The organism is Lentzea sp. DG1S-22 (assembly GCF_036321065.1).
Lineage (GTDB): Bacteria > Actinomycetota > Actinomycetes > Mycobacteriales > Pseudonocardiaceae > Lentzea > Lentzea jiangxiensis.
On record NZ_CP143276.1, the window covers coordinates 4862563 to 4879762 of the forward strand.

The following is a 17200-nucleotide window of genomic DNA, read 5'->3' on the forward strand; positions in this document are numbered from 1 at the left end:
GCGAGCCACTCTAGGGTGGGTGCCATGTCCGGACCCGCCGCCTGGCCACCCGCGCCGATCCGAACCGAACGGCTCGTGCTGCGCGAGTCCGAGGCGCGCGACCGGGACGCGTTCCTCGACCTGTTCTCGTCGCCGGAGGTGGGCACCTACATCGGTGGCTCGAAGCCGCGCGACGAGGTCGACCGCACGGCGCCCCCGATCCCGGGCCGGCGGCACGGTCTCTTCGTCGTCGCGCTGGACGGCGCGATGATCGGCATGGTCTCGTTCGACGTGGTGGACGAGGAACGGTTGCTGGGCTACCTGTTCCTGCCGTCCGCGTGGGGCAGGGGTTTCGCATACGAGGCGTGTGCGGCGGCGCTCGACTGGTACGCCGCCGCACACCCCGGTGAGCCGCTCGCGAGCATCACCCGAACGGCGAACGTCGCTTCGATGCGCCTCCTGGCGAAGCTGGGCTTCACCGAAGGCGAGCGCTACGAGGCCTACGGCGCCGAGCAGTGTCACTGGCGCCAATAGGTGATGTTGCGGAAACGGGCCTCCGCGCGACCGCTGCCGTGGTGGTAGACGCCGTTCTTGAAGTAGCGCGTCGCCGGGCCTTCGTCCTGGTGCGTGAGTTTCAGCGAACCGTTGTAATAAGTCCGCACGGTGCCCCGGCCGCCCGCGACCGCGGTGTGTTCCACGCGGATCTTGAACCATTTGTCGTAAATGCCGGTGGCGATGACCTGGTTGCTGTCCTTGCGCAACGTGCCGCCGTTGACGTTGGCGACGTTGAGCATGACGTCGGTGGCGCGGGTGCCGTCCGGACGGCTGCCGCGCAGGATCTGCACGACCGTCGGCCCGCTGACGCCGGACGGGACGTAGATCTCGCCCTCCCAGGCGCGTGAGCCGCTGGAGTACTCCTGGTCGAAGCGGAGCTCGGTGCGCGGATCGGTCGGGCTGCCCTGGGTGTGCGGCTGGTCGTAGTCGTAGACCCACATGGTGTGCACGCCGCCTTCGAACTTGTAGCGCGCTCACCGCCAGGTTGTACGGCTTCTGCACGGTGTAGGTGTACGGCGCCGAAATCCATTGCGCGGACGGCGGCTGAGCGAGGGCCTGAGCCGCCGGGGCCACGAGCAGGGGTGCGGTCAGCGCGACGGCCAGAACGGAGCGTCGTGTGTGGAGTGCAGGGGTTTCCACGGTGAATCCCTCCGACCTTCGACAAGTGGTCTGCACCACTGTGAGGGCAGGAAGGCGGAGGGATCAACACTTGCCGGAAATTCCGGAACAATGTTCAGGTGGAGGAACTTTTCACATTCTTGAACGGAGCTCGTCGAAAGTCGGGAACTTCGTGGCGATGTCGCTACCGGTGAAGTTGCCGATCCACCCGTCGTCGTCGTGGAAGAACCGGATCGACACGTAGTCGGGCTCGGTGCCCATGTCGAACCAGTGCGTCGTGTTCGCCGGGACGCTCAGCAGGTCGCCCGCCTCGCAGAGCACGGCGTACACCTTGTCGCCGATGTGCAGGTAGAAAACACCCGCGCCGCGGGCGAAGTAGCGGTCCTCGTCGTCGTCGTGCGTGTGCTCGGCGAGGAACTTGTCGCGGAACTCGACGGCCTTGGCGCGGTACTCGTCGGTGTCGGCCGGGGTCATCTCCATCGCGTCGACGTAGCCGTAGCCCTCGGTCTCGCTGACGCGGGCGATCTCCTCCTCGAAGACCTGGAGGGCGTTCCCGGCGGTCACACCGTCCACAACGGACCAGCGGCTGAAGCGCACGCCGTGTTCCTTGAGGGTGGTGGTGATCTCCTCGGCGTCGGTGGTGCGCAGGACGGTCTCCTCGGGGCCGGTTTCCGGCCACACCGTCAGCAGCGTCATGAGTGCCTCCCCGTAAAGATGTCCCGTGTCTCCACCTTGAAGCGCAGCAGCCACTCCAGGCATTCCAGGCGGTGCCGTGCCTGCACCAGGTCGTCGCCCCACACGTAGACGCCGTGGCGTGCGACGAGCAGCGCCGGAACCTTCGGGGCGAAGCCCTTCTCGAAGGCGTCGCCCAGTTCGACCATGTCCTGCGAGTTCTTCACGACCGGGATCACGACCTCCTCGTGGTCGTACCGGCCGAACCCCTTGAGCATCTCCAGGTCCTGGAGCACCACGCCGTTCGGCCAGTGCTCCGCCGCGACGACGGGGGCGAGGGCGTGGACGTGCACGACGGCGCCCGCCCCGGCCACCCGGGCGATCCGCGCGTGCAGACCGGCCTCGGCGGACGGGACCTTGTCGCTGTCCACGGCGTTGCCGTCGGCGTCGATGACGACGCTGTCCTCAGCGGTGATCTCGCCCTTGTCGACGCCGCTGACCGTGACGGCGAGGCGGAGCGGATCCCGTTGCAGCACAACGGAGAGGTTGCCGCTCGTGCCGCGCATCCAGCCCATCTGCGCGTAGCGGACGCACTCGCGCGCGAGCTCCGCGGTCACGAGAGCTCCCACACCGTCGGGTGGGGCGTGAAGTCGGCGTTGGCGTACGGCTCACCGGCACGCGCGACGCCGACCGTCTTCCAGCCCGCCTCCGACGCGGCGTGCAGCTCGGCCGGGACGTCGCTGTAGAAGGTGATGTCGTCGCTCTGCAGCGTTTCCGCGATCTTGCGGTACGACGCGGCTTCGCGCTTCGGGCCGGCGTTGACCGTGTCGAAGTGGTGCTCCAGCAACGGCGTCAGGTCGCCGTCGGTGGTGTGCCGGAAGAACGCGATCTGGCCCGCGACCGAGCCGCTGGAGAAGATCGCGAGCTTCACGCCGTCGTCGTGCCACTTGCGGATGGCCGGGACGACGTCCGGGAAGAACTCCGCGACCAGGTCGCCCTGCGCGTAGCCCTGCTGCCAGATGAGGCCCTGCAACGTCTTGAGGGGCGTGACCTTCTGGTCGGCGTCCATCCAGTCGTGCAGCGCCTTGACGACGTCGTCGTGGCCGGACAGCTCCTTGACCTGCCGCACGGCGTCGGCGACCACCGGGTCGTCACCGTGCTGCTCGATCCACGGCCCGAGCCGCGGGCGCGCGTAGTCGTAGAGGACGACCAGCACCTGGTCCGTCGCGCTCAGCGTGCCCTCGATGTCGAGCACGACCCACTTGCTCACCGCTGTTCTCCCTCGTAGTACTTGTGCAGCTCTCCGGCGCGGTAGACGCCCCTGTCCGTCACCACGTCCGTGACGAAGCGCGGCGGCGTCACGTCGAACGCCGGGTACAGCCCCTTCACCCTCGGCGTGGCGCTGGGCCTGCCGAGGACCTGCAGCACTTCCGCGCCGTCGCGGTACTCGATCTCCACGTGCTCGGTCGTCGGCGCCAGGTGGTCCGGCGCCTGCACCTGGGCGTGGAACGGCACCCCGAACGCGTGGGCGGCGACGGCGAGACCCAGTGTGCCGACCTTGTTGACGACGTGCCCGTCCATGGTGACGCGATCGGCCGCCGTGACCAACGCGTCGACCTCGCCGCTTTGCAGGACCGCGGCGCCCATGCCGTCCGTGATGAGCGTCGTGTCGACGCCCATCTCGACCAACGTCTCCGCGGTGAGCCTCGCCCCCTGCAGGTACGGCCTGGTCTCGGTGCAGAAGAACCGCAGCGTCTTGCCCTGCTCCCGGGCCGCCCGGACGGTCTCCGTCAGGTACAGGTCGGCCCAGCAGTGGGTCATGACCGTGTCGTCGTCCTTCAGCAGGTTCGCGGTGTGCTCGCCCAGAGCCCGGCTCTTCGCGCGGTACCGGCGGTCGCCCTCTTGCGCGCCTTGCAGGGCGTGCGCGACGTCCCGGGCGGCGTCCACGTGCTCCAGGACGATCGCGGTGGCCTTGCGCAGGGCGTTGTTGGTGCGCCTGGTGTTCTCGAGCATCAGCGCGGTCCTGCCGAGCTCGGCGCGCGCTTCCTCGAACGGCTTCCCCTCGAGGGTGCGCGCCTTGAGCACCATCGCCTGCAGCACGGCGAAGTACGGGCCCGAGGACTGGGTGACCATGTCCTCGACGGCCCGCGCGACGTCCTCGGCCGTCCGGCACAGCACCCAGTTCCGCTCGAACGGGAACTGCCGGCGGTCGAGGATCAGGACGCCGTCGTCGGTGAGCCTGACGGAGTCCGCGAGGACCGGCTGCATCAGCTGTACCCGGTGTAGGCGGGGCGCGCGCCGGTCAGGAAGTACTCGCCGACCTCGCGTGCCTTGTAGACGACAGGGTCGTGCAGCGTGAGCGTGCGCGCGTTGCGCCAGAAGCGGTCCACGCCGTGCTTGGCGGCCGTTCCGCGCGCGCCGACCTGCTCGAAGATGCGGCTGGTGACCTCGTTGACGAGCTTGGTGCTGACGACCTTCGCCTCGGAGATCGTCACGGCGACCTCGGCCCGCTTCGCCGGGGTGAGGTGGCGGCCGAACTCGCTGGCCTCGTGCAGCCGGCGGGCGGCCTCGTCGGCGAGCAGCCCCGCGGCCCTGGTGTGCGCCACCATCTCGCCGTACGCGGCGACGATGTACGGGTCCTCGGTGGCGGCGTCGACACCGCTGACGAACCACGGGCGGGTCTTGGTGCGGGTGTAGTCGGCGGCCTCCGCGAGCGCGCCCTCCGCGATGGCCACGTAGAGCTGGGCGAGCACGAGCTGGAAGCCGAGGGCGGCGAGGCTGAGGCGCGGGTCCTCCCCCGCGGGCTGCACGCCGAGGACCTCCGTGACCGCCACGTCCTCGAAGGCCACGCCACCGGACGCCGTGAGGCGCTGGCCGATGTTGTCCCAGTCGTCCAGGTAGGTGATTCCGCCGGCCTTGCCGTCGAGCAGGAACGTGAGCTTCTCGCCGTTGTCCGCGCGGGTCGCGCTGACCACGAGCCGGTCGGCCACGGCCGCGCCGGTGGCGAACGTCTTGCGCCCGTTGAGCGTGTAGCCGTTCCCGGCGGGCGTGAGCTCGAGGGCCGCGTCGAGGGGGTTGCTGACGCCCGCCCAGAACTGGTCGCGCTCCCTGCCGAACGGGACGTCGAACAGGCCGCTGCGCCAGATCTGCAGGTAGTGGTACCCGAGGAGGTGCCCGGCGTTGGCGTCGGCGGCACCGACGACCCTGGTCACCCGCTGCTGGGTCGCCCAGTCGTCGACGTTGAGCAGACCGCTCTGCCGGAGCAGTTCCACCTCTTTGGCGGGTGGCTGGTTGGCCCGGTCCCTGTCCGCGGCGTCGGACCTGAGCGTCGCCGCAACCTCGTGCGCGACGTCCAGCCAGTTCGTCATCCCTGCTCCTCTCAGCGGTACCCGGTCCAACTTACTTCTTCACACCACCGGGCTAACCACGATGTGGGAGGACCCGTCCACTGGCAGACTTCCCGCGCACCCCGTTCGGCGGGGGCACCCACCATCTAGGGAGCAATCGGTATGGCGCAGGGCACTGTCAAGTGGTTCAACGGCGAGAAGGGCTTCGGATTCATCGCGCAGGACGGCGGTGGTCCGGACGTCTTCGTGCACTACTCGCAGATCCAGGGCAACGGCTTCAAGTCGCTGGAGGAGCAGCAGCGCGTGGAGTTCGAGATCGGCCAGGGTCAGAAGGGACCGCAGGCGCAGGCCGTCCGCGCGCTCTGATTCCGCTCTCCGGGGCCCGCCCGGCTGTGCGCCGGGCGGGCCCTTCGGCGCCTCTTACCGCCTCTGACCTGCGGTTGCCGAAATTGTCAGACCTGCCTGCCATGGTGATCACAGCACTTCGTCCGGGGTGCCACGACTTCTCGGAAGGCTGGTCCTGTCATGCGCGTGGTCGCGTCTCTTCGTGGTGCGGGTGTCGTCCGCTCGTCGGTCCTGGCGCGGCCGCTCGGTGTCGAGCACCGGGGTCTGCCGCCGGGTCGTCGGGTGACCGGGCCCGGGCACGTGGCGCCCTCTCGCCGGGAGCGGTGACGGGCTGCGGGCTGCATCGGCGGTGGAGGCCGGGCGCGGTATCCCGGGGTAGCCAACCACGAGCTGAACGACGTGGTGGGGCGAAGCGGGCCTTGAGCGGGGTTGGTGACCGCCGAGGTGAGGCGAGCCGCGAGGTGGCCCGGGAACGAAGCGGGCGCCGCAGCCCGTCGGCCGCGACGCCTCCACTTCCCGCCGCGGGATCGACGGCTGGGGAACAAGTGGCAACCGAGGGAGTCGAACCCTGCGCGGCTTGTGAAGGCGGCGCCCGAGTACCGGCCCTAACCCTTCGGTTGGGCGACGGCTGCCGTGGAGTTGTTCTACCTCGTCAGAGGGCGCTACGTCGCGTGAGATACCCACAGTGTTAAACGTCCAAACGCCTGAAGGCTTTTCATGTTTCACCGGCGTAGGTGACTCTGGTCACCATGCGATACCTCCCTGCTGTCGCGGCCCTGCTGCTGCTTCCCCTGGTGCCCGCCACCGCGCAAGCGGCTCCGTCGGGCACGTTCTACGTCACCGGTGTCAAGACCGGTCTCAACGTCGCCCAGAGCGGCACCGGGCTCGCGCTGCACCGCCCGAAGGGCAACGAGGACCACCAGCAATGGCGGCTGGGCGACGGGAGGTTCGAGAACACCGACTCGCCGGGTCAGTGCATCACCCGTCAGCTCACCATGGGTTCGTGCTCCCAGGCGGACGCGGTTCACGAGCTCCGGCAGTTCGGTGACCAGTGGGAGTTCTTCGGCCTCGGTGGCGAGACGCGCTGGTACCTGACTCCGGTGCAGAACCAGACGTCTCCGATGCCGCAGGACCCCCGGCTCGACCAGATGACGTTCCTGACCGCCCACAACGCCTACGCGAACGGGGTGGACGGCGGGTTCGCGCCTCCGTTCGCCAACCTCGCCAAGAACCAGACGCGTGGCATCGTGCAGCAGCTCGGCGACGGCGTCCGGGGTTTCATGCTCGACATCCACCAGACGCCCGACGGCGCGATCCTGTGCCACAACAGCTGCACGCTGGTGAGCAAGCCGGTGGCGCTGAACGTGGACGTCCAGCGGATCGTGGACTTCCTGAAGAACAACCGCGGCGAGATCGTCACGGTCTTCCTGGAGGACTACGTCGACGCGAACACGCTCAGGGCCGAGCTGCGCAAGGTGCAGGGGCTCGGTGACGTCCTGTACCGGGCGGAGGGTGTGCAGCACAACGGCTGGCCCACGCGCAGCCAGATGGTGAACAGCGGCAAGCGGCTGATCATCTTCACCGACCACGCGAAGGACGGGCGCGAGGACAGCGGCGTGCTGTACCAGAAGGACTGGACCGTCGAGAACTACTGGTCGATGGGCTCCGGGCTCGGCAGTTCCGACTGGTCCTGCTACAGCCGATGGGATGAAAAGCCGCTCACGGCGACCGGGAGCTTCCAGCCGTTGTTCGTCATGAACCACTTCCGCGACGTTCCGTTCAGCAGCACAGCCACGACGGACAACGGCAAACTCGTGAACCGCGCCCAGCAGTTCTGCCAGCCCGCGGCGAGGAAGAAGCCGAACTTCCTCGCGGTCGACCTCTACCACCTCGGCAACGCCCAGGGGGCCGTCAGCACGCTCAACTCATACGTATACAGGCCGTAGCCCAAATCGTGGGAGTTGTACGCTCCGCGCATGGCCTCGATCCTGTTCACGCGCGGAGCGCCCTCCCTCGACATCATCGACCAGGAAGGTCTGCGCGAAGCAGCGCAGAAAGCCTTCACGGACGACCCCGGCGGCACCTTCGCGTACGGCACGAGCGTCGGTTACGTGCCGCTGCGCGCGTGGCTGGCCGAGCAGCACGGTGTCGAGCCGGAGCAGGTGCTCGTCACCAACGGTTCGATGCAGGCCGACGCGTTCCTGTTCGAGCTGCTCGTCGGCGAGGGCGACGACGTGGTGGTCGAGGCGCCGACCTACGACCGCACGCTGCTGAACCTGCGCCAGCGCGGCGCGAACATCCACGCGATCGAGCTGGAGACCGACGGCATCAACGTCGACGCGCTCGAGAAGCTGCTGGAGAGCGGGGTGCGCCCGAAGCTCGCGCACATCATCCCGAACTTCCACAACCCGGCCGGCTACACGCTGTCCGAGGCGAAGCGCACGCGCCTGCTGGAGCTCTCGGCCCAGTACGACTTCGTGCTGTTCGAGGACGACCCGTACGTGAAGGTGCGGTTCGAGGGCGAGCCGCTGCCGACGATGCTGTCGCAGGACGAGAACGAGAAGGTCGTCTACGCGTCCTCGTTCTCGAAGACCATGGCGCCCGGCATCCGCTGCGGTTACCTGGTGGGACCGAAGGCCGTCATCAAGAGCATCCAGGACATCGCCACCACCACGTACATCTCGCCGAACATGGTGGCGCAGTCGATCGTGAACTCGTACTGCCGCTCCGGCCGTCTCGAGGAGTCGGTCGCGAACGTCCGCACCGCGCTGCGCGCCCGCAAGGACGCCCTGGTCGCCGCGTTGCGGCGCGAGCTGCCGGAGGCCGTCTTCACCGCTCCTCAGGGCGGCTACTTCATGTGGGTCGAGCTGCCGGGCGTGTCGATCGACAAGCTCGTGCCGGTCGCCAAGGAGCACGGCGTCGAGTTCGTGAAGGGCTCCGACTTCCTGCTGGAGGGCGGCGACAACGCCATCCGCCTCGCGTTCTCGGGTGTGACCCCGGAGCAGATCGACGAGGGCATCACGCGCCTCGCCGCGGCCGTTCGCTCGCTCTGATCTGCGCTTCCAGGTGCTCCGGCAGCCCGCGGCGCTGCCGGAGCGCCTGGCGCAGGCGCGGTAGCGCCGCCCGGAACGCCCGCGGGTCCTTCAGCGACACCGCCAGGGCCGTGGTCACGGGTCTGCGCATCCACGACGTCAGCACCGCGTTGCGCCGCTGCACGACGTCCCCGTCGGGCTCCCGTCCGGCGGCAGGGTGGTGGTGCGCCACCACGTCCTCGACGTAGCAGAGCGCCCACCCCGCCGCCGCGAGGTCCCACGACAGCAACGTCTCCTCGCCGCGGAAGAACAACACCGGGCTGAACCCGCCCACCTCCAGGAACGCCTGCCGCCGCACGATCGCCGAGCAGGCCAGGAACCCGAGCACCGCCGGCCCCGCGACGCCTTCGCCGAGCGGGCTGTCCCGCAGCAGCGGGGTGATCGGGTCGGGGGTCTCCGCCGGACCGACCAGCGTGTGCGCGGCTATCACCGCCAGGTCCGGGTGTTCGTCGAAGATCGGTTCGGCCCGTTCGAGCGCGTTGGGCGCCCACCAGGAGTCGTCGTCCGCGAAGGCCACGAACGGTGTCCGCGCCGCCTGCACGCCGAGGTTGCGCGCGACCGCACCCCGGTTGACCGCCGACTCCAGCACCAGGACGTGCGGGAACTCCTTGCGCACACGGGAAACCGTGTCGTCCGAGGACGCGTTGTCGACCAGGATCACGGGCACCGCGAGCTCGCTGAGGTGCGACAGCGTGCGGAGCAGGCTGTCCGCGCGGTTCCGCGAGGCGATCACGACGGTGGTCCGGGCCATGAAGTCGTCTACCCCGTGGCCCGTCCCTGACACGTTCACATCAACCGACACCGGCACGCGCGACGTCGTCTTCGGTGAGTCGCGCAACGAGGTCGACCACGGCGGCACCGTGATGACGACGGCCGGAGCCGCGGTCACCGCGGAGGTGCTGGCCGAAGCGCTGAAGTGATCGCCTGGGAAACGTCTGCCGCGCCACATCCCTTGGAGTTCGGCGCGCCCGCCAGTTAGTGTGTGCACCAATGATTAGTGCACCAAGTATTCCGGAGAACCCGCTCGAGCTCGAGCGGCAGGTTTGCTTCGCCCTCGCCGTGGCATCGCGCACGGTGATCGCGGTCTACCGGCCGATCCTGGAGCCGCTGAACCTCACACACCCCCAGTACCTGGTGATGCTGGCGCTGTGGGAGCGGTCACCGCGCACGGTCAAGGACCTGAGCACCGTCCTGCAGCTCGACCCCGGCACCCTCAGCCCGCTGCTCAAGCGGCTGGAGGCGATCGGGTACGTCGAGCGCCAGCGGGACAAGGCCGACGAACGCGCACTCGCGCTGACGCTCACCCCGGCGGGCAGGCAGCTCCGCGAGGAAGCGCTGAAGATCCCCTTCAAGGTCGTGGAGCAGCTGGACATGACGTTCGAAGAGCTCGCGCAGCTGAACGAGGTGCTGCACAAGGTGATCGGCAAGGCGACCCGGTGAACCCCGCGCTGAAGGTCTGGTACTACGCGGGCGGACGGCTCCCGCTCAAGTACAAGCAGTTCGTCTACGACGACGTGACCGGTCCGAAGTGGTTGCTGCGGTTCACGGTGCGCAGCCTCGTCCAGGTCACGCCGCTGACGACGGTCATCGCGCTGGCCCTGGTGTTCGGGCTGGGATCGTCGTGGCCGCTCGCGATCGCGTGCGGTGGACTGGGTTTCGTTGTGGGGCTGTACTTCGCGCTGTCCTACGCACCTGAAAGTGTGGACCATAGGCTCACGAAATACGGGTACCCAAGGGGCTCAGCGACGCACGGGCGCCGTGAGCGCACCGCAGCACAGGACCGCGAGAAGCAGGCGAACTACGACGCGGTTTGGCGGCGATCCGAAGGGTAGAGTCCTATGGCCTTGGTGAGCGACCAGTTCGAGTTCACGAGGCCGCAGGCGCTCACCCTCGTGGCCGGCGTGCTCCAGCTGACCTTCGGGTGGCTGGACCTGTTCGGCCTCGACCCGAACTACCGCGTGGTCCAGCTCGGCATCGGGGTGATGGGCATCGTGATGGCCTGGCGGCGGACCCACGCGCGGATGTACGGCCTCCTGCTGCTCCTGGGTTTCGGGATGCTGGCCTTCTCGCTCGACGACCTCACGGCGGAGAGCTTCCTGGAGGTCAGAACCGCTCTCATCGGGCTCGTGATCACGCTGGCCAGGCCGGCAAAGCGCGCTCCGGGCTGACGTCGCGGCCCACGGAGTGCAGCGCGGTCACGGTCGCGAAGCCCTCGGCCAGCAGAGCGGTGTCCGTGCCGGGCACCAGCGAGTCCTCCGCGTACACGTGGACCAGCTCCACCTCACCTTCGCCGACCTCGTCCACCCGGCTCTGCACGGTGCCGAAGCGGGCGAGCTCGGCCCAGCGAAGTCCCCGCACCTCACCGACGTTCGGCACGTTCAGCGAGAGCACCGAGGCAGCGGGCATCTCCAGCAGCACCGGCAGCACCGCGCGCACGACCTCACCCGCCGTGTCCCACAGCGGTTCGGGCTCGTCCAAGCCGACGTCGAGCGACACGGCCATCGCCGTCACGTCGTTCACGTGCGCGGTCAGCGCCGCGCCGACGGTGCCGGAGTGCAGGATCGCGCGACCCACGTTCGCACCGAGGTTGATGCCGGAGAGCACGACGTCGGGCTTGCCGCCGAAGCCGCCGTTGCAGGCGATCAGGGAGATCAGGCCCGGATGCGCGGCGACCGCGTGCGCCTCCACGTCCAGGCCGGGCAGCGTGCGGCGCTCGCTGACCACCCTGCCGGACTCCCCGACGGCCGCGACCGACGCGCTCGTGCCGCTCGCCTGGGTGGAAGGTGCCGCCACCACCACTTCGAGACCGCACGCGAGCGCGGCGGAGGCCAGCGTCGCGAGGCCGGGAGAGTCGATTCCGTCGTCGTTCGTGATCAGCGCGCGCATCCGCTCATTCCTCGATCGGCTCCAGTTCCACGCGTTTGCTCAGCTCGCGCACGGCTTCCCCGCTTCCGCTGCCGAGGCCGTGCCTCGTCACGTTCACCGCTCCGGCGGCCGCGCCGAGCTTCACCGCGTCCGTCAACGGCATACCCAGAGCGAGGCCCGCTGAAATCCCCGCGGTCATCGAGTCGCCCGCGCCGCGCGTGTCGACGGGTTCGAGCTTCGGCATCTTCACGAGGTAGAGCTGGTCCTCCAGCAACGCCAGCGCCGGGTCGTCGGCTCGCGACACGATCACGCCGTGCACGCACGACTCCGCGATCTCGCGAGCCTTCTCGATGAGCTTGGACAGGTCTTCCTCGCCCAGCTCCTCGTGGGAGACCTTCACGACGTGGGGGCCACCGCGCACGGCCTCGGCGAGGCGGTCCCCAGCCAGGTCGACGATCACTCGGCAACCGTTGCCGGTCAGGTCCGAGGTGAGGCGGTAGTAGGTGTCGTGGGGCAGCACGCGGTCGTCGGACGGCCCGCTCAGCACGGCCGTGCCCGCGCGAATGCCTTCCACGAGCGCGAGTTCGTACACGTCGTCGAGCTCGTGCCGGGACAACGCGTCCGGGAGCATCTCGACCATCTCGGACCTGCTGCCGTCGCGGCGGTCGTGCACGTAGGAACCGTTGCGTGCGGCCACTTCACGTGCGCGCAGGTCGACGTTCTCGCCTTCTAACAACGTGCGTAAGACGCGGCCGGTCTCACCGCCGAACGTCGCGCAGACGACGGCTTCGACACCGAGAGCGGCGATCATCCTGGACTGCCAGAAACCCTGGCCACCGGCGTGCAGGTGCACGTCCGGTTCTCCATCGAGGTCTTCCACGGTGACGGTCAGTTGGGGGACGGGGCGAATACGGCAACTCGGGCATCCACGACAGCCTGGTACCCGGTGCGGGCGAAGGATATTCGCCCGCACCGGATGAACCAGACATCACGCCCCGGAGCCGCCGGTCGGGTCGTCCCCGTCCTGCGGTGCGGGCGCGCCACCCGGTTCCATCTTCTCGTCGGCGCGCCACTCACCGGGCTGCGTCATGTCGCGGTACTGGTCGACCTCCTGAGGCGTGGGGTCGACACCGGCTTCTTCCGCGAACTCCTCGGCCACTTCCGGATCAGTCATGTCGAGCGAGTACCCCGGAAACGTCAGCAAACGCCTCCGTCGCGCCAGACGCCCCACTGACCGGTGGTGCCGGGCTCCTCGCCCCGCGTCCACCACTGCGCGGTCCACTTCTTGCCGTTGTGCGACACGACGTTGCCGCCGGTGTAGACCTTGTCGCGCTCCCACGCGGGCTGCGCGCAGGGGCCGGGACCAGGGCCTCCGGTCTCCCACGGGACCTGCGTGGACCTGTAGAAGTTGATGCCCATCGTCGTCCAGCGCGGACCGTGGGAGCCCAGACGCGTCTTGAACTGGTCCCAGTTGTGCGTCGACCACGGCGACCAGGCCAGCTCGGCGATGGCCGCGAGCCGCGGGAACGCCATGAACTCGATGTCCTGCGCGGTCACCAGCGTCTCGCTCCACAGTGGAGCTTCGACGCCGTGGACGGCGGACTCCGGGACACCGCTCAGGTGCGTGCCGGGGTTCCACTCGTAGGCGGTCTGGACCTCGATCAGACCGGCCCACGACAGGCCGAGCGGCGTGCTGGAGTTGTACTTCATGTCCAGGTACGCCTTGTTCGCGGGCGACATGATGACCTTGTGGCCGCGTGCCGCCGCCGCCTGCACCACGGCGTTGGACGTCGAGGTGCCCCAGTACTGCGGCATCGTGGCGGTGTCGGTCGTGGTCTTCGCGAACTCGTGCCAGCCGAGGGCGGTCTTGCCGTACTTCTTCACGATCGGCAGCGCGCGGTCCATGAACGCCTGGTAGTCCGCGTCGGACGTCGAGTGCGCCTCGTCGCCGCCGATGTGGAAGTACGGGCCGGGCGTGAGCGCCGCGATCTCGCGGATCACGTCGTCCACGAACTGGTAGGTGATCTCCTTGTTCACGCACAGCGAGGAGTAGCCGACCTCGATGTCCGTGCGCAGCGGCGGGGCCTGGCCGTCGCAGTTGAGCTCCGCGTACGAGGCCAGCGCCGCGTTGGTGTGGCCGGGCAGGTCGACCTCGGGGATCACCGTGATCTTGCGCGAGGCCGCGTACTGCACGATCTCGCTGTACTGCGCCTTGGTGTAGTAGCCGCCGGGGCCACCGCCGACCTGCGTGCTGCCGCCGTACGTGGCGAGCCGCGGCCAGCTGTCGACCACGATCCGCCAGCCCTGGTCGTCGGTCAGGTGCAGGTGGAAGTAGTTGATCTTGTAGAGGGCGAGCTGGTCGATGTAGCGCTTGACCGTCGAGACCGGGTGGAAGTGGCGGGCCACGTCGAGCATCGCGCCGCGGTGGGAGAACCGCGGGTGGTCGACGATCAGCGCGCCCGGCACGGTCCACGGGCCCGCCTGCACGGTCGTGCTCTCGACCTTGGCGGGCAGGAGCTGCCGCAGCGTCTGCACGCCCGCGAACAGGCCTTCGGGCGTGGTGGCGCGCAGCACGATGGCGTTCGCCGCGACGTCGAGCTGGTAGCCCTGCTGCCCCACCGCGGCCGGTGCGCCCGTGAGCAGCAGCGAGATGCCGTCGGACGGGGTGGTGGTCGTGTCGGACACGGGCAGCGCGTACCCGGTCGAGGGCCGCAGCACTCCGGCCAGGAAGGTGCCGACGTCCCGCGCGGCCGGGGCCGTGTAGATCTTCGAGGCGGCCGTCAGCGTGTGCGTGACCCCGCTCTTCGACTGCACCGACACCGGAACGGGCACCAGGCTCTGCAACGGTTCCGCGGCTTGCGACTGAGCGCTCACGGACAACGCCGCCGTGACGGCGACGACCGCGGCGAGAACACGAGTTCTCACGACTCCTCCTCACGAGTCGGGGGCGGCGACCCGGCCTCCAGACTGCTCAAACATCCCTTTTGTCGTCAATGGTCTGAGCCAATTCTTTTTTCGTGACCTGGACGGGCGGTGGTCGGGGCCCTGGCCGTCGACCGGCACAATCACGGGCATGGGGGACTTCGAAGAGCTGATCACCGCTGCCGCGACACGGATCGCACCGCTGATCCCGGCCGCGCCGGCGGCGGAGCTGGGCAGGCGGACCGCGCCGGGGCGGCGGGACGAGCGCCCGGGCGGATCGGTCGTGCAGCAGGCGTTGCGGGACATCCCGCAGCTGACCGCGGAGCGGTTGCTCGGTGCGCTGGAACTGGCGGTGGCACGGCTCGACGTCGTCGCCCCGCAGGAGCTCGTCGCCGGACTGCGGCCGGTTCCGGCCGGGCACACGTTCTCGTACCTGACCTCTGGCGGCGAGAGCGCGATGCACGTCCCGATGATCCTCGTGGAGGGGATGCACCCCGGTGCGAGCGATCTCGTCGTCGACCAGGTGCGCGCGCTGCTACCCGACCTGAGCGGGCTCGACGGCGACGAGGCCGCCATCGCCACCCGGCGCGGCGCGGTGCACCTCTCGACCGCCGTGGCGGTGTCCAGGGCGGTCTTCACCGCGCTCGGCTCCACGACGGCGGCCGACCCGGCGGCGGTCGTCGGGATCGCGCTCGGCGCGGCTTCGGAGGTCCTGGCGGAGAGCCCCCTGCCGCACGCCTACGAGCAGGCGTTGCTGGACAAGCGGCGCGCGGAGTACCGGGGCTCGTCCTGGAGCACGGTCGCCCAGGTCTTCGACCACGAGTTCCTGCTGGTCGAGGAACTGGGCCTGAGCACGCCCGACTTCACCGCGACCGGTCTCGCCGCCCCGGTGGACACCGGGTTCGCGGTCCGCACCGGCATCGCGCAGGGCGAGGTGCCCGTGTCCGTGGCCGTCCTGCTGGAGGAGCCCCCCGAGCCGCTGCCGGAGGGCTGGGACGAGATCGCCGAGATCAGCTACACCGCGGCGCGGGGCGGGGCGAGGTTCGGGCACGGCTCCACCGCTCCCTGGGGAGGACCGTTCCGGGTGCGGGTCAGCGCGACCGGCCGCGACGAGGGAGACGAGCGCTACGAGCTGCTGATCTGGCCCGCGCCGATCGCGGACCCGGTGCTGCGCCTGAAGACCGACCGCGTCGGCCACCTCGTGCGAGGGGAGCCCGCTCCCCGCCGATCGTCCGGCCGGAGGCCCCGCACCGCTGGCTGAAGAAGTTGCTGGAGGTGGCCGCGACCGTCACCGTCGCCCGGGGCGTCACCGACGTGGCGGGCGAGTTCGAGGAGGACGCCGTCGTCGTGGAGATCGACGGCGGCGTGGTCGTGATCGAGGACAACAACTACCGCGGCACACGGCCGGAGGTGCTGGAACGCCTGTCCCGCAACGGGAAGGCCGCCAGCCACTTCTGGAACGTCAACAACGACCGGCAGTTGTCGTTCGCCCGCGGCGGTCAGGTCCTGTGGAGCGGTGACGTGCTGGACGAGGACGACTTCGGCGACGACCCCGAGGTGTTGCGAGCCGTGGAGGGACTGGACTTCACCGACTGGCGCCACCTCGACGCCAAGGGGATCACGGCGGTGGCGCGGTTCACCGGTGCCGCGGTTCCCGAGGACGCCGTCCGCGCCGCCGTCGAGGAGCGGTATCAGTAGTCGGGGAGGTCGAGGCCGGTGACGACGGCGGCGAACTCCTCCGTGGGCGCGCCGCCGTTCGCCTGGTTCTTCAGCGCCATGTCCTGGTTCGCCACGACGTACGGCCGCAGGATCTCCTCGTAGCGCCGGAAAGCGTTCGAAGGGTCCTCGGCGAGCTCACCGGCGAGCACGTAAGCGCCGACGAGCGCCGTGCTGGTTCCCTGACCGGACAACGGTGATCCGCAGTAGCCGGCGTCACCCAGCAGCACGACGTTCCCGCTCGACCACGAGTCCATCCGGATCTGGCTCATCGAGTCGAAGTGGAAGTCCGGCGCCTCCCACATGTGCTCCAGCGCGGCCGGCCAGATCCAGCCGGCGCCGGCGAACTTCTCGGCGACCAACCGGCGCTGGGCGTCGACGTCGTGGTGGTCGAACGACACCTCGCCGTAGAAGCCCATGTAGACACGGCATTCCGCGTTGGACCGGGCGCTCATGACGCCACCTCCGACGACGTCGCCCTGCTGGAAGACCTGCCAGTGGTCGAGCCCCAGGAAGTTCGGCGCGGTGAAGACGGCGAGGTTCGTGCCGAGGTGCGTGGCGAACTCCGGCTCGGGCCCGAAGACCAGCCCGCGGACGTTCGAGTGCAGGCCGTCGGCACCGACGACGACGTCGAAGTCGCGCGGCGGCGCCTTCTCGAACGTCACGCGGGTGCCGTCGATCGACGTGATCGTGTCGCCGAACAGGTACTCCACGCCGTCCACGGCGTCGAAGAGAAGACGAGCCAGGTCGTCGCGCAACAGCTCCACGTCGGGGCTCGCGAGGTCGCCCCCGCTGAGGGTGTGCGTGGTGGAGCGGAACAGCTCGGTGCCCTCGGCGTCGACGGCGCTCATGCCGCGCATGTTCGTGCCGAACGACCGCAGCCGCTCGCCGAGGCCCATGCGCTCGACCACGTCCAGCGCGGGTCCGCGCACGTCGACGGCCTGGCCGCCGGGACGCGGGCCGCGCGCCGGCTCCACCACGGTGACGTCGAAGCCGTGGTGGCGCAGCCAGTACGCGAGCGCCGGTCCGCCGATCCCGGCGCCGGAGATCAGGACGTTCGTCATGGTGGTGCCCCCTGTGGGTCGGTGT

At 69.4% G+C, this 17200-nt stretch carries 22 protein-coding genes; 10 read left to right on the forward strand and 12 right to left on the reverse strand.

The window, feature by feature from the left end; all coding sequences use genetic code 11:
* Positions 1–24: 24 nt before the first annotated feature.
* Positions 25–513: a GNAT family N-acetyltransferase gene (locus V1227_RS22260; RefSeq protein ID WP_329787508.1), complete on the forward strand. Its 489-nt coding sequence runs from the start codon at positions 25–27 to the stop codon at positions 511–513.
* Here V1227_RS22260 and V1227_RS22265 read toward each other — a convergent pair.
* The 6 genes from V1227_RS22265 to V1227_RS22290 form a co-directional block, all read right to left on the reverse strand.
* A complete protein-coding gene (locus V1227_RS22265) occupies positions 498–983 on the reverse strand; it encodes a polysaccharide lyase family 7 protein (RefSeq protein WP_329787509.1) in 486 nt (161 codons plus the stop codon). The genes V1227_RS22260 and V1227_RS22265 overlap by 16 nt on opposite strands.
* Positions 984–1284: 301 nt before the next feature.
* Positions 1285–1848, reverse strand: coding sequence for a 1,2-dihydroxy-3-keto-5-methylthiopentene dioxygenase (locus V1227_RS22270; RefSeq protein ID WP_329787510.1), 564 nt, complete (start codon positions 1846–1848; stop codon positions 1285–1287).
* Positions 1845–2441: a methylthioribulose 1-phosphate dehydratase gene (gene mtnB, locus V1227_RS22275; protein WP_329787511.1), complete on the reverse strand. Its 597-nt coding sequence runs from the start codon at positions 2439–2441 to the stop codon at positions 1845–1847. The genes V1227_RS22270 and mtnB overlap by 4 nt, the downstream gene beginning before the upstream one ends.
* Positions 2438–3094 (reverse strand): acireductone synthase, encoded by a 657-nt coding sequence (gene mtnC / locus V1227_RS22280; protein WP_329787512.1) that lies wholly within the window; start codon positions 3092–3094, stop codon positions 2438–2440. The genes mtnB and mtnC overlap by 4 nt, the downstream gene beginning before the upstream one ends.
* Positions 3091–4092, reverse strand: a complete 1002-nt coding sequence (locus tag V1227_RS22285) for a s-methyl-5-thioribose-1-phosphate isomerase (RefSeq protein ID WP_329787513.1) — start codon at positions 4090–4092, stop codon at positions 3091–3093. The genes mtnC and V1227_RS22285 overlap by 4 nt, the downstream gene beginning before the upstream one ends.
* Positions 4092–5192 carry an acyl-CoA dehydrogenase family protein gene (locus V1227_RS22290; protein ID WP_329787514.1) on the reverse strand — a complete coding sequence of 367 codons (1101 nt, stop codon included), beginning with the start codon at positions 5190–5192 and terminating at the stop codon, positions 4092–4094. The genes V1227_RS22285 and V1227_RS22290 overlap by 1 nt, the downstream gene beginning before the upstream one ends.
* Positions 5193–5333: 141 nt before the next feature.
* Here V1227_RS22290 and V1227_RS22295 point away from each other — a divergent pair, with 141 nt between their 5' ends.
* The 3 genes from V1227_RS22295 (at position 5334) to V1227_RS22305 (ending at position 8569) form a co-directional block, all read left to right on the forward strand.
* Positions 5334–5537, forward strand: coding sequence for a cold-shock protein (locus V1227_RS22295; protein WP_090098440.1), 204 nt, complete (start codon positions 5334–5336; stop codon positions 5535–5537).
* A 728-nt stretch (positions 5538–6265) separates the two neighbouring features.
* Positions 6266–7462: a PI-PLC domain-containing protein gene (locus tag V1227_RS22300; RefSeq protein WP_329787515.1), complete on the forward strand. Its 1197-nt coding sequence runs from the start codon at positions 6266–6268 to the stop codon at positions 7460–7462.
* 30 nt (positions 7463–7492) lie between these two features.
* Complete coding sequence (locus V1227_RS22305; protein ID WP_329787516.1) at positions 7493–8569, forward strand: aminotransferase-like domain-containing protein; 1077 nt, start codon at positions 7493–7495, stop codon at positions 8567–8569.
* Here V1227_RS22305 and V1227_RS22310 read toward each other — a convergent pair.
* The gene (locus tag V1227_RS22310; RefSeq protein ID WP_329787517.1) at positions 8535–9359 is read right to left on the reverse strand and encodes a glycosyltransferase family 2 protein; all 825 of its coding nucleotides are present in this window, start codon (positions 9357–9359) and stop codon (positions 8535–8537) included. The two genes, V1227_RS22305 and V1227_RS22310, sit on opposite strands and share 35 nt — an antisense overlap.
* Between V1227_RS22310 and V1227_RS22315 the strand changes: the two genes are divergently transcribed.
* The 4 genes from V1227_RS22315 to V1227_RS22330 all read left to right on the forward strand — a co-directional run bounded on the left by V1227_RS22315 (position 9358) and on the right by V1227_RS22330 (position 10776).
* Positions 9358–9528, forward strand: a complete 171-nt coding sequence (locus V1227_RS22315) for a hypothetical protein (protein ID WP_329787518.1) — start codon at positions 9358–9360, stop codon at positions 9526–9528. The genes V1227_RS22310 and V1227_RS22315 overlap by 2 nt on opposite strands.
* 70 nt (positions 9529–9598) lie before the next feature.
* The gene (locus V1227_RS22320; protein ID WP_329787519.1) at positions 9599–10048 is read left to right on the forward strand and encodes a MarR family winged helix-turn-helix transcriptional regulator; all 450 of its coding nucleotides are present in this window, start codon (positions 9599–9601) and stop codon (positions 10046–10048) included.
* Positions 10045–10440: a DUF5313 family protein gene (locus V1227_RS22325; protein ID WP_329787520.1), complete on the forward strand. Its 396-nt coding sequence runs from the start codon at positions 10045–10047 to the stop codon at positions 10438–10440. Before V1227_RS22320 ends, V1227_RS22325 begins: the two co-directional genes overlap by 4 nt.
* A 15-nt stretch (positions 10441–10455) precedes the next feature.
* A complete protein-coding gene (locus V1227_RS22330) occupies positions 10456–10776 on the forward strand; it encodes a hypothetical protein (protein ID WP_329787521.1) in 321 nt (106 codons plus the stop codon).
* Here V1227_RS22330 and surE read toward each other — a convergent pair.
* From surE to V1227_RS22350, 4 genes are all read right to left on the reverse strand, one after another.
* Positions 10739–11494 (reverse strand): 5'/3'-nucleotidase SurE, encoded by a 756-nt coding sequence (gene surE, locus V1227_RS22335; RefSeq protein ID WP_329787522.1) that lies wholly within the window; start codon positions 11492–11494, stop codon positions 10739–10741. The genes V1227_RS22330 and surE overlap by 38 nt on opposite strands.
* Positions 11495–11498: 4 nt before the next feature.
* Complete coding sequence (locus V1227_RS22340; RefSeq protein WP_329787523.1) at positions 11499–12353, reverse strand: 1-phosphofructokinase family hexose kinase; 855 nt, start codon at positions 12351–12353, stop codon at positions 11499–11501.
* A gap of 108 nt (positions 12354–12461) precedes the next feature.
* Positions 12462–12647 carry a hypothetical protein gene (locus tag V1227_RS22345; RefSeq protein WP_329787524.1) on the reverse strand — a complete coding sequence of 62 codons (186 nt, stop codon included), beginning with the start codon at positions 12645–12647 and terminating at the stop codon, positions 12462–12464.
* Between the two features lie 23 nt (positions 12648–12670).
* Positions 12671–14398: a family 20 glycosylhydrolase gene (locus V1227_RS22350; RefSeq protein ID WP_442916346.1), complete on the reverse strand. Its 1728-nt coding sequence runs from the start codon at positions 14396–14398 to the stop codon at positions 12671–12673.
* A gap of 148 nt (positions 14399–14546) precedes the next feature.
* On the opposite strand from V1227_RS22350, the gene V1227_RS22355 reads away from it, so the two are divergent.
* On the forward strand, positions 14547–15656 hold the full coding sequence (locus V1227_RS22355) for a hypothetical protein (RefSeq protein WP_329787525.1): 1110 nt from the start codon (positions 14547–14549) through the stop codon (positions 15654–15656).
* Between the two features lie 14 nt (positions 15657–15670).
* A complete protein-coding gene (locus V1227_RS22360; RefSeq protein ID WP_329787526.1) occupies positions 15671–16093 on the forward strand; it encodes a DUF6461 domain-containing protein in 423 nt (140 codons plus the stop codon).
* Here V1227_RS22360 and V1227_RS22365 read toward each other — a convergent pair.
* Positions 16087–17175: an FAD-dependent monooxygenase gene (locus V1227_RS22365; protein ID WP_329787527.1), complete on the reverse strand. Its 1089-nt coding sequence runs from the start codon at positions 17173–17175 to the stop codon at positions 16087–16089. The two genes, V1227_RS22360 and V1227_RS22365, sit on opposite strands and share 7 nt — an antisense overlap.
* Between the last annotated feature and the right edge of the window lie 25 nt (positions 17176–17200).

What these genes read in the sequence shown, in the direction of transcription:
- surE (WP_329787522.1), bottom strand. Translation starts at nt 11,494, where the DNA reads ATGCGCGCGCTGATCACGAACGACGACGGAATCGACTCTCCCGGCCTC.
- V1227_RS22270 (WP_329787510.1), bottom strand. Translation starts at nt 1,848, where the DNA reads ATGACGCTGCTGACGGTGTGGCCGGAAACCGGCCCCGAGGAGACCGTC.
- V1227_RS22365 (WP_329787527.1), bottom strand. Translation starts at nt 17,175, where the DNA reads ATGACGAACGTCCTGATCTCCGGCGCCGGGATCGGCGGACCGGCGCTC.
- V1227_RS22345 (WP_329787524.1), bottom strand. Translation starts at nt 12,647, where the DNA reads ATGACTGATCCGGAAGTGGCCGAGGAGTTCGCGGAAGAAGCCGGTGTC.
- V1227_RS22260 (WP_329787508.1), top strand. Translation starts at nt 25, where the DNA reads ATGTCCGGACCCGCCGCCTGGCCACCCGCGCCGATCCGAACCGAACGG.
- V1227_RS22320 (WP_329787519.1), top strand. Translation starts at nt 9,599, where the DNA reads ATGATTAGTGCACCAAGTATTCCGGAGAACCCGCTCGAGCTCGAGCGG.
- V1227_RS22300 (WP_329787515.1), top strand. Translation starts at nt 6,266, where the DNA reads ATGCGATACCTCCCTGCTGTCGCGGCCCTGCTGCTGCTTCCCCTGGTG.
- V1227_RS22290 (WP_329787514.1), bottom strand. Translation starts at nt 5,192, where the DNA reads ATGACGAACTGGCTGGACGTCGCGCACGAGGTTGCGGCGACGCTCAGG.
- V1227_RS22295 (WP_090098440.1), top strand. Translation starts at nt 5,334, where the DNA reads ATGGCGCAGGGCACTGTCAAGTGGTTCAACGGCGAGAAGGGCTTCGGA.
- V1227_RS22285 (WP_329787513.1), bottom strand. Translation starts at nt 4,092, where the DNA reads ATGCAGCCGGTCCTCGCGGACTCCGTCAGGCTCACCGACGACGGCGTC.
- V1227_RS22310 (WP_329787517.1), bottom strand. Translation starts at nt 9,359, where the DNA reads ATGGCCCGGACCACCGTCGTGATCGCCTCGCGGAACCGCGCGGACAGC.
- V1227_RS22305 (WP_329787516.1), top strand. Translation starts at nt 7,493, where the DNA reads ATGGCCTCGATCCTGTTCACGCGCGGAGCGCCCTCCCTCGACATCATC.
- V1227_RS22315 (WP_329787518.1), top strand. Translation starts at nt 9,358, where the DNA reads ATGAAGTCGTCTACCCCGTGGCCCGTCCCTGACACGTTCACATCAACC.
- V1227_RS22355 (WP_329787525.1), top strand. Translation starts at nt 14,547, where the DNA reads ATGGGGGACTTCGAAGAGCTGATCACCGCTGCCGCGACACGGATCGCA.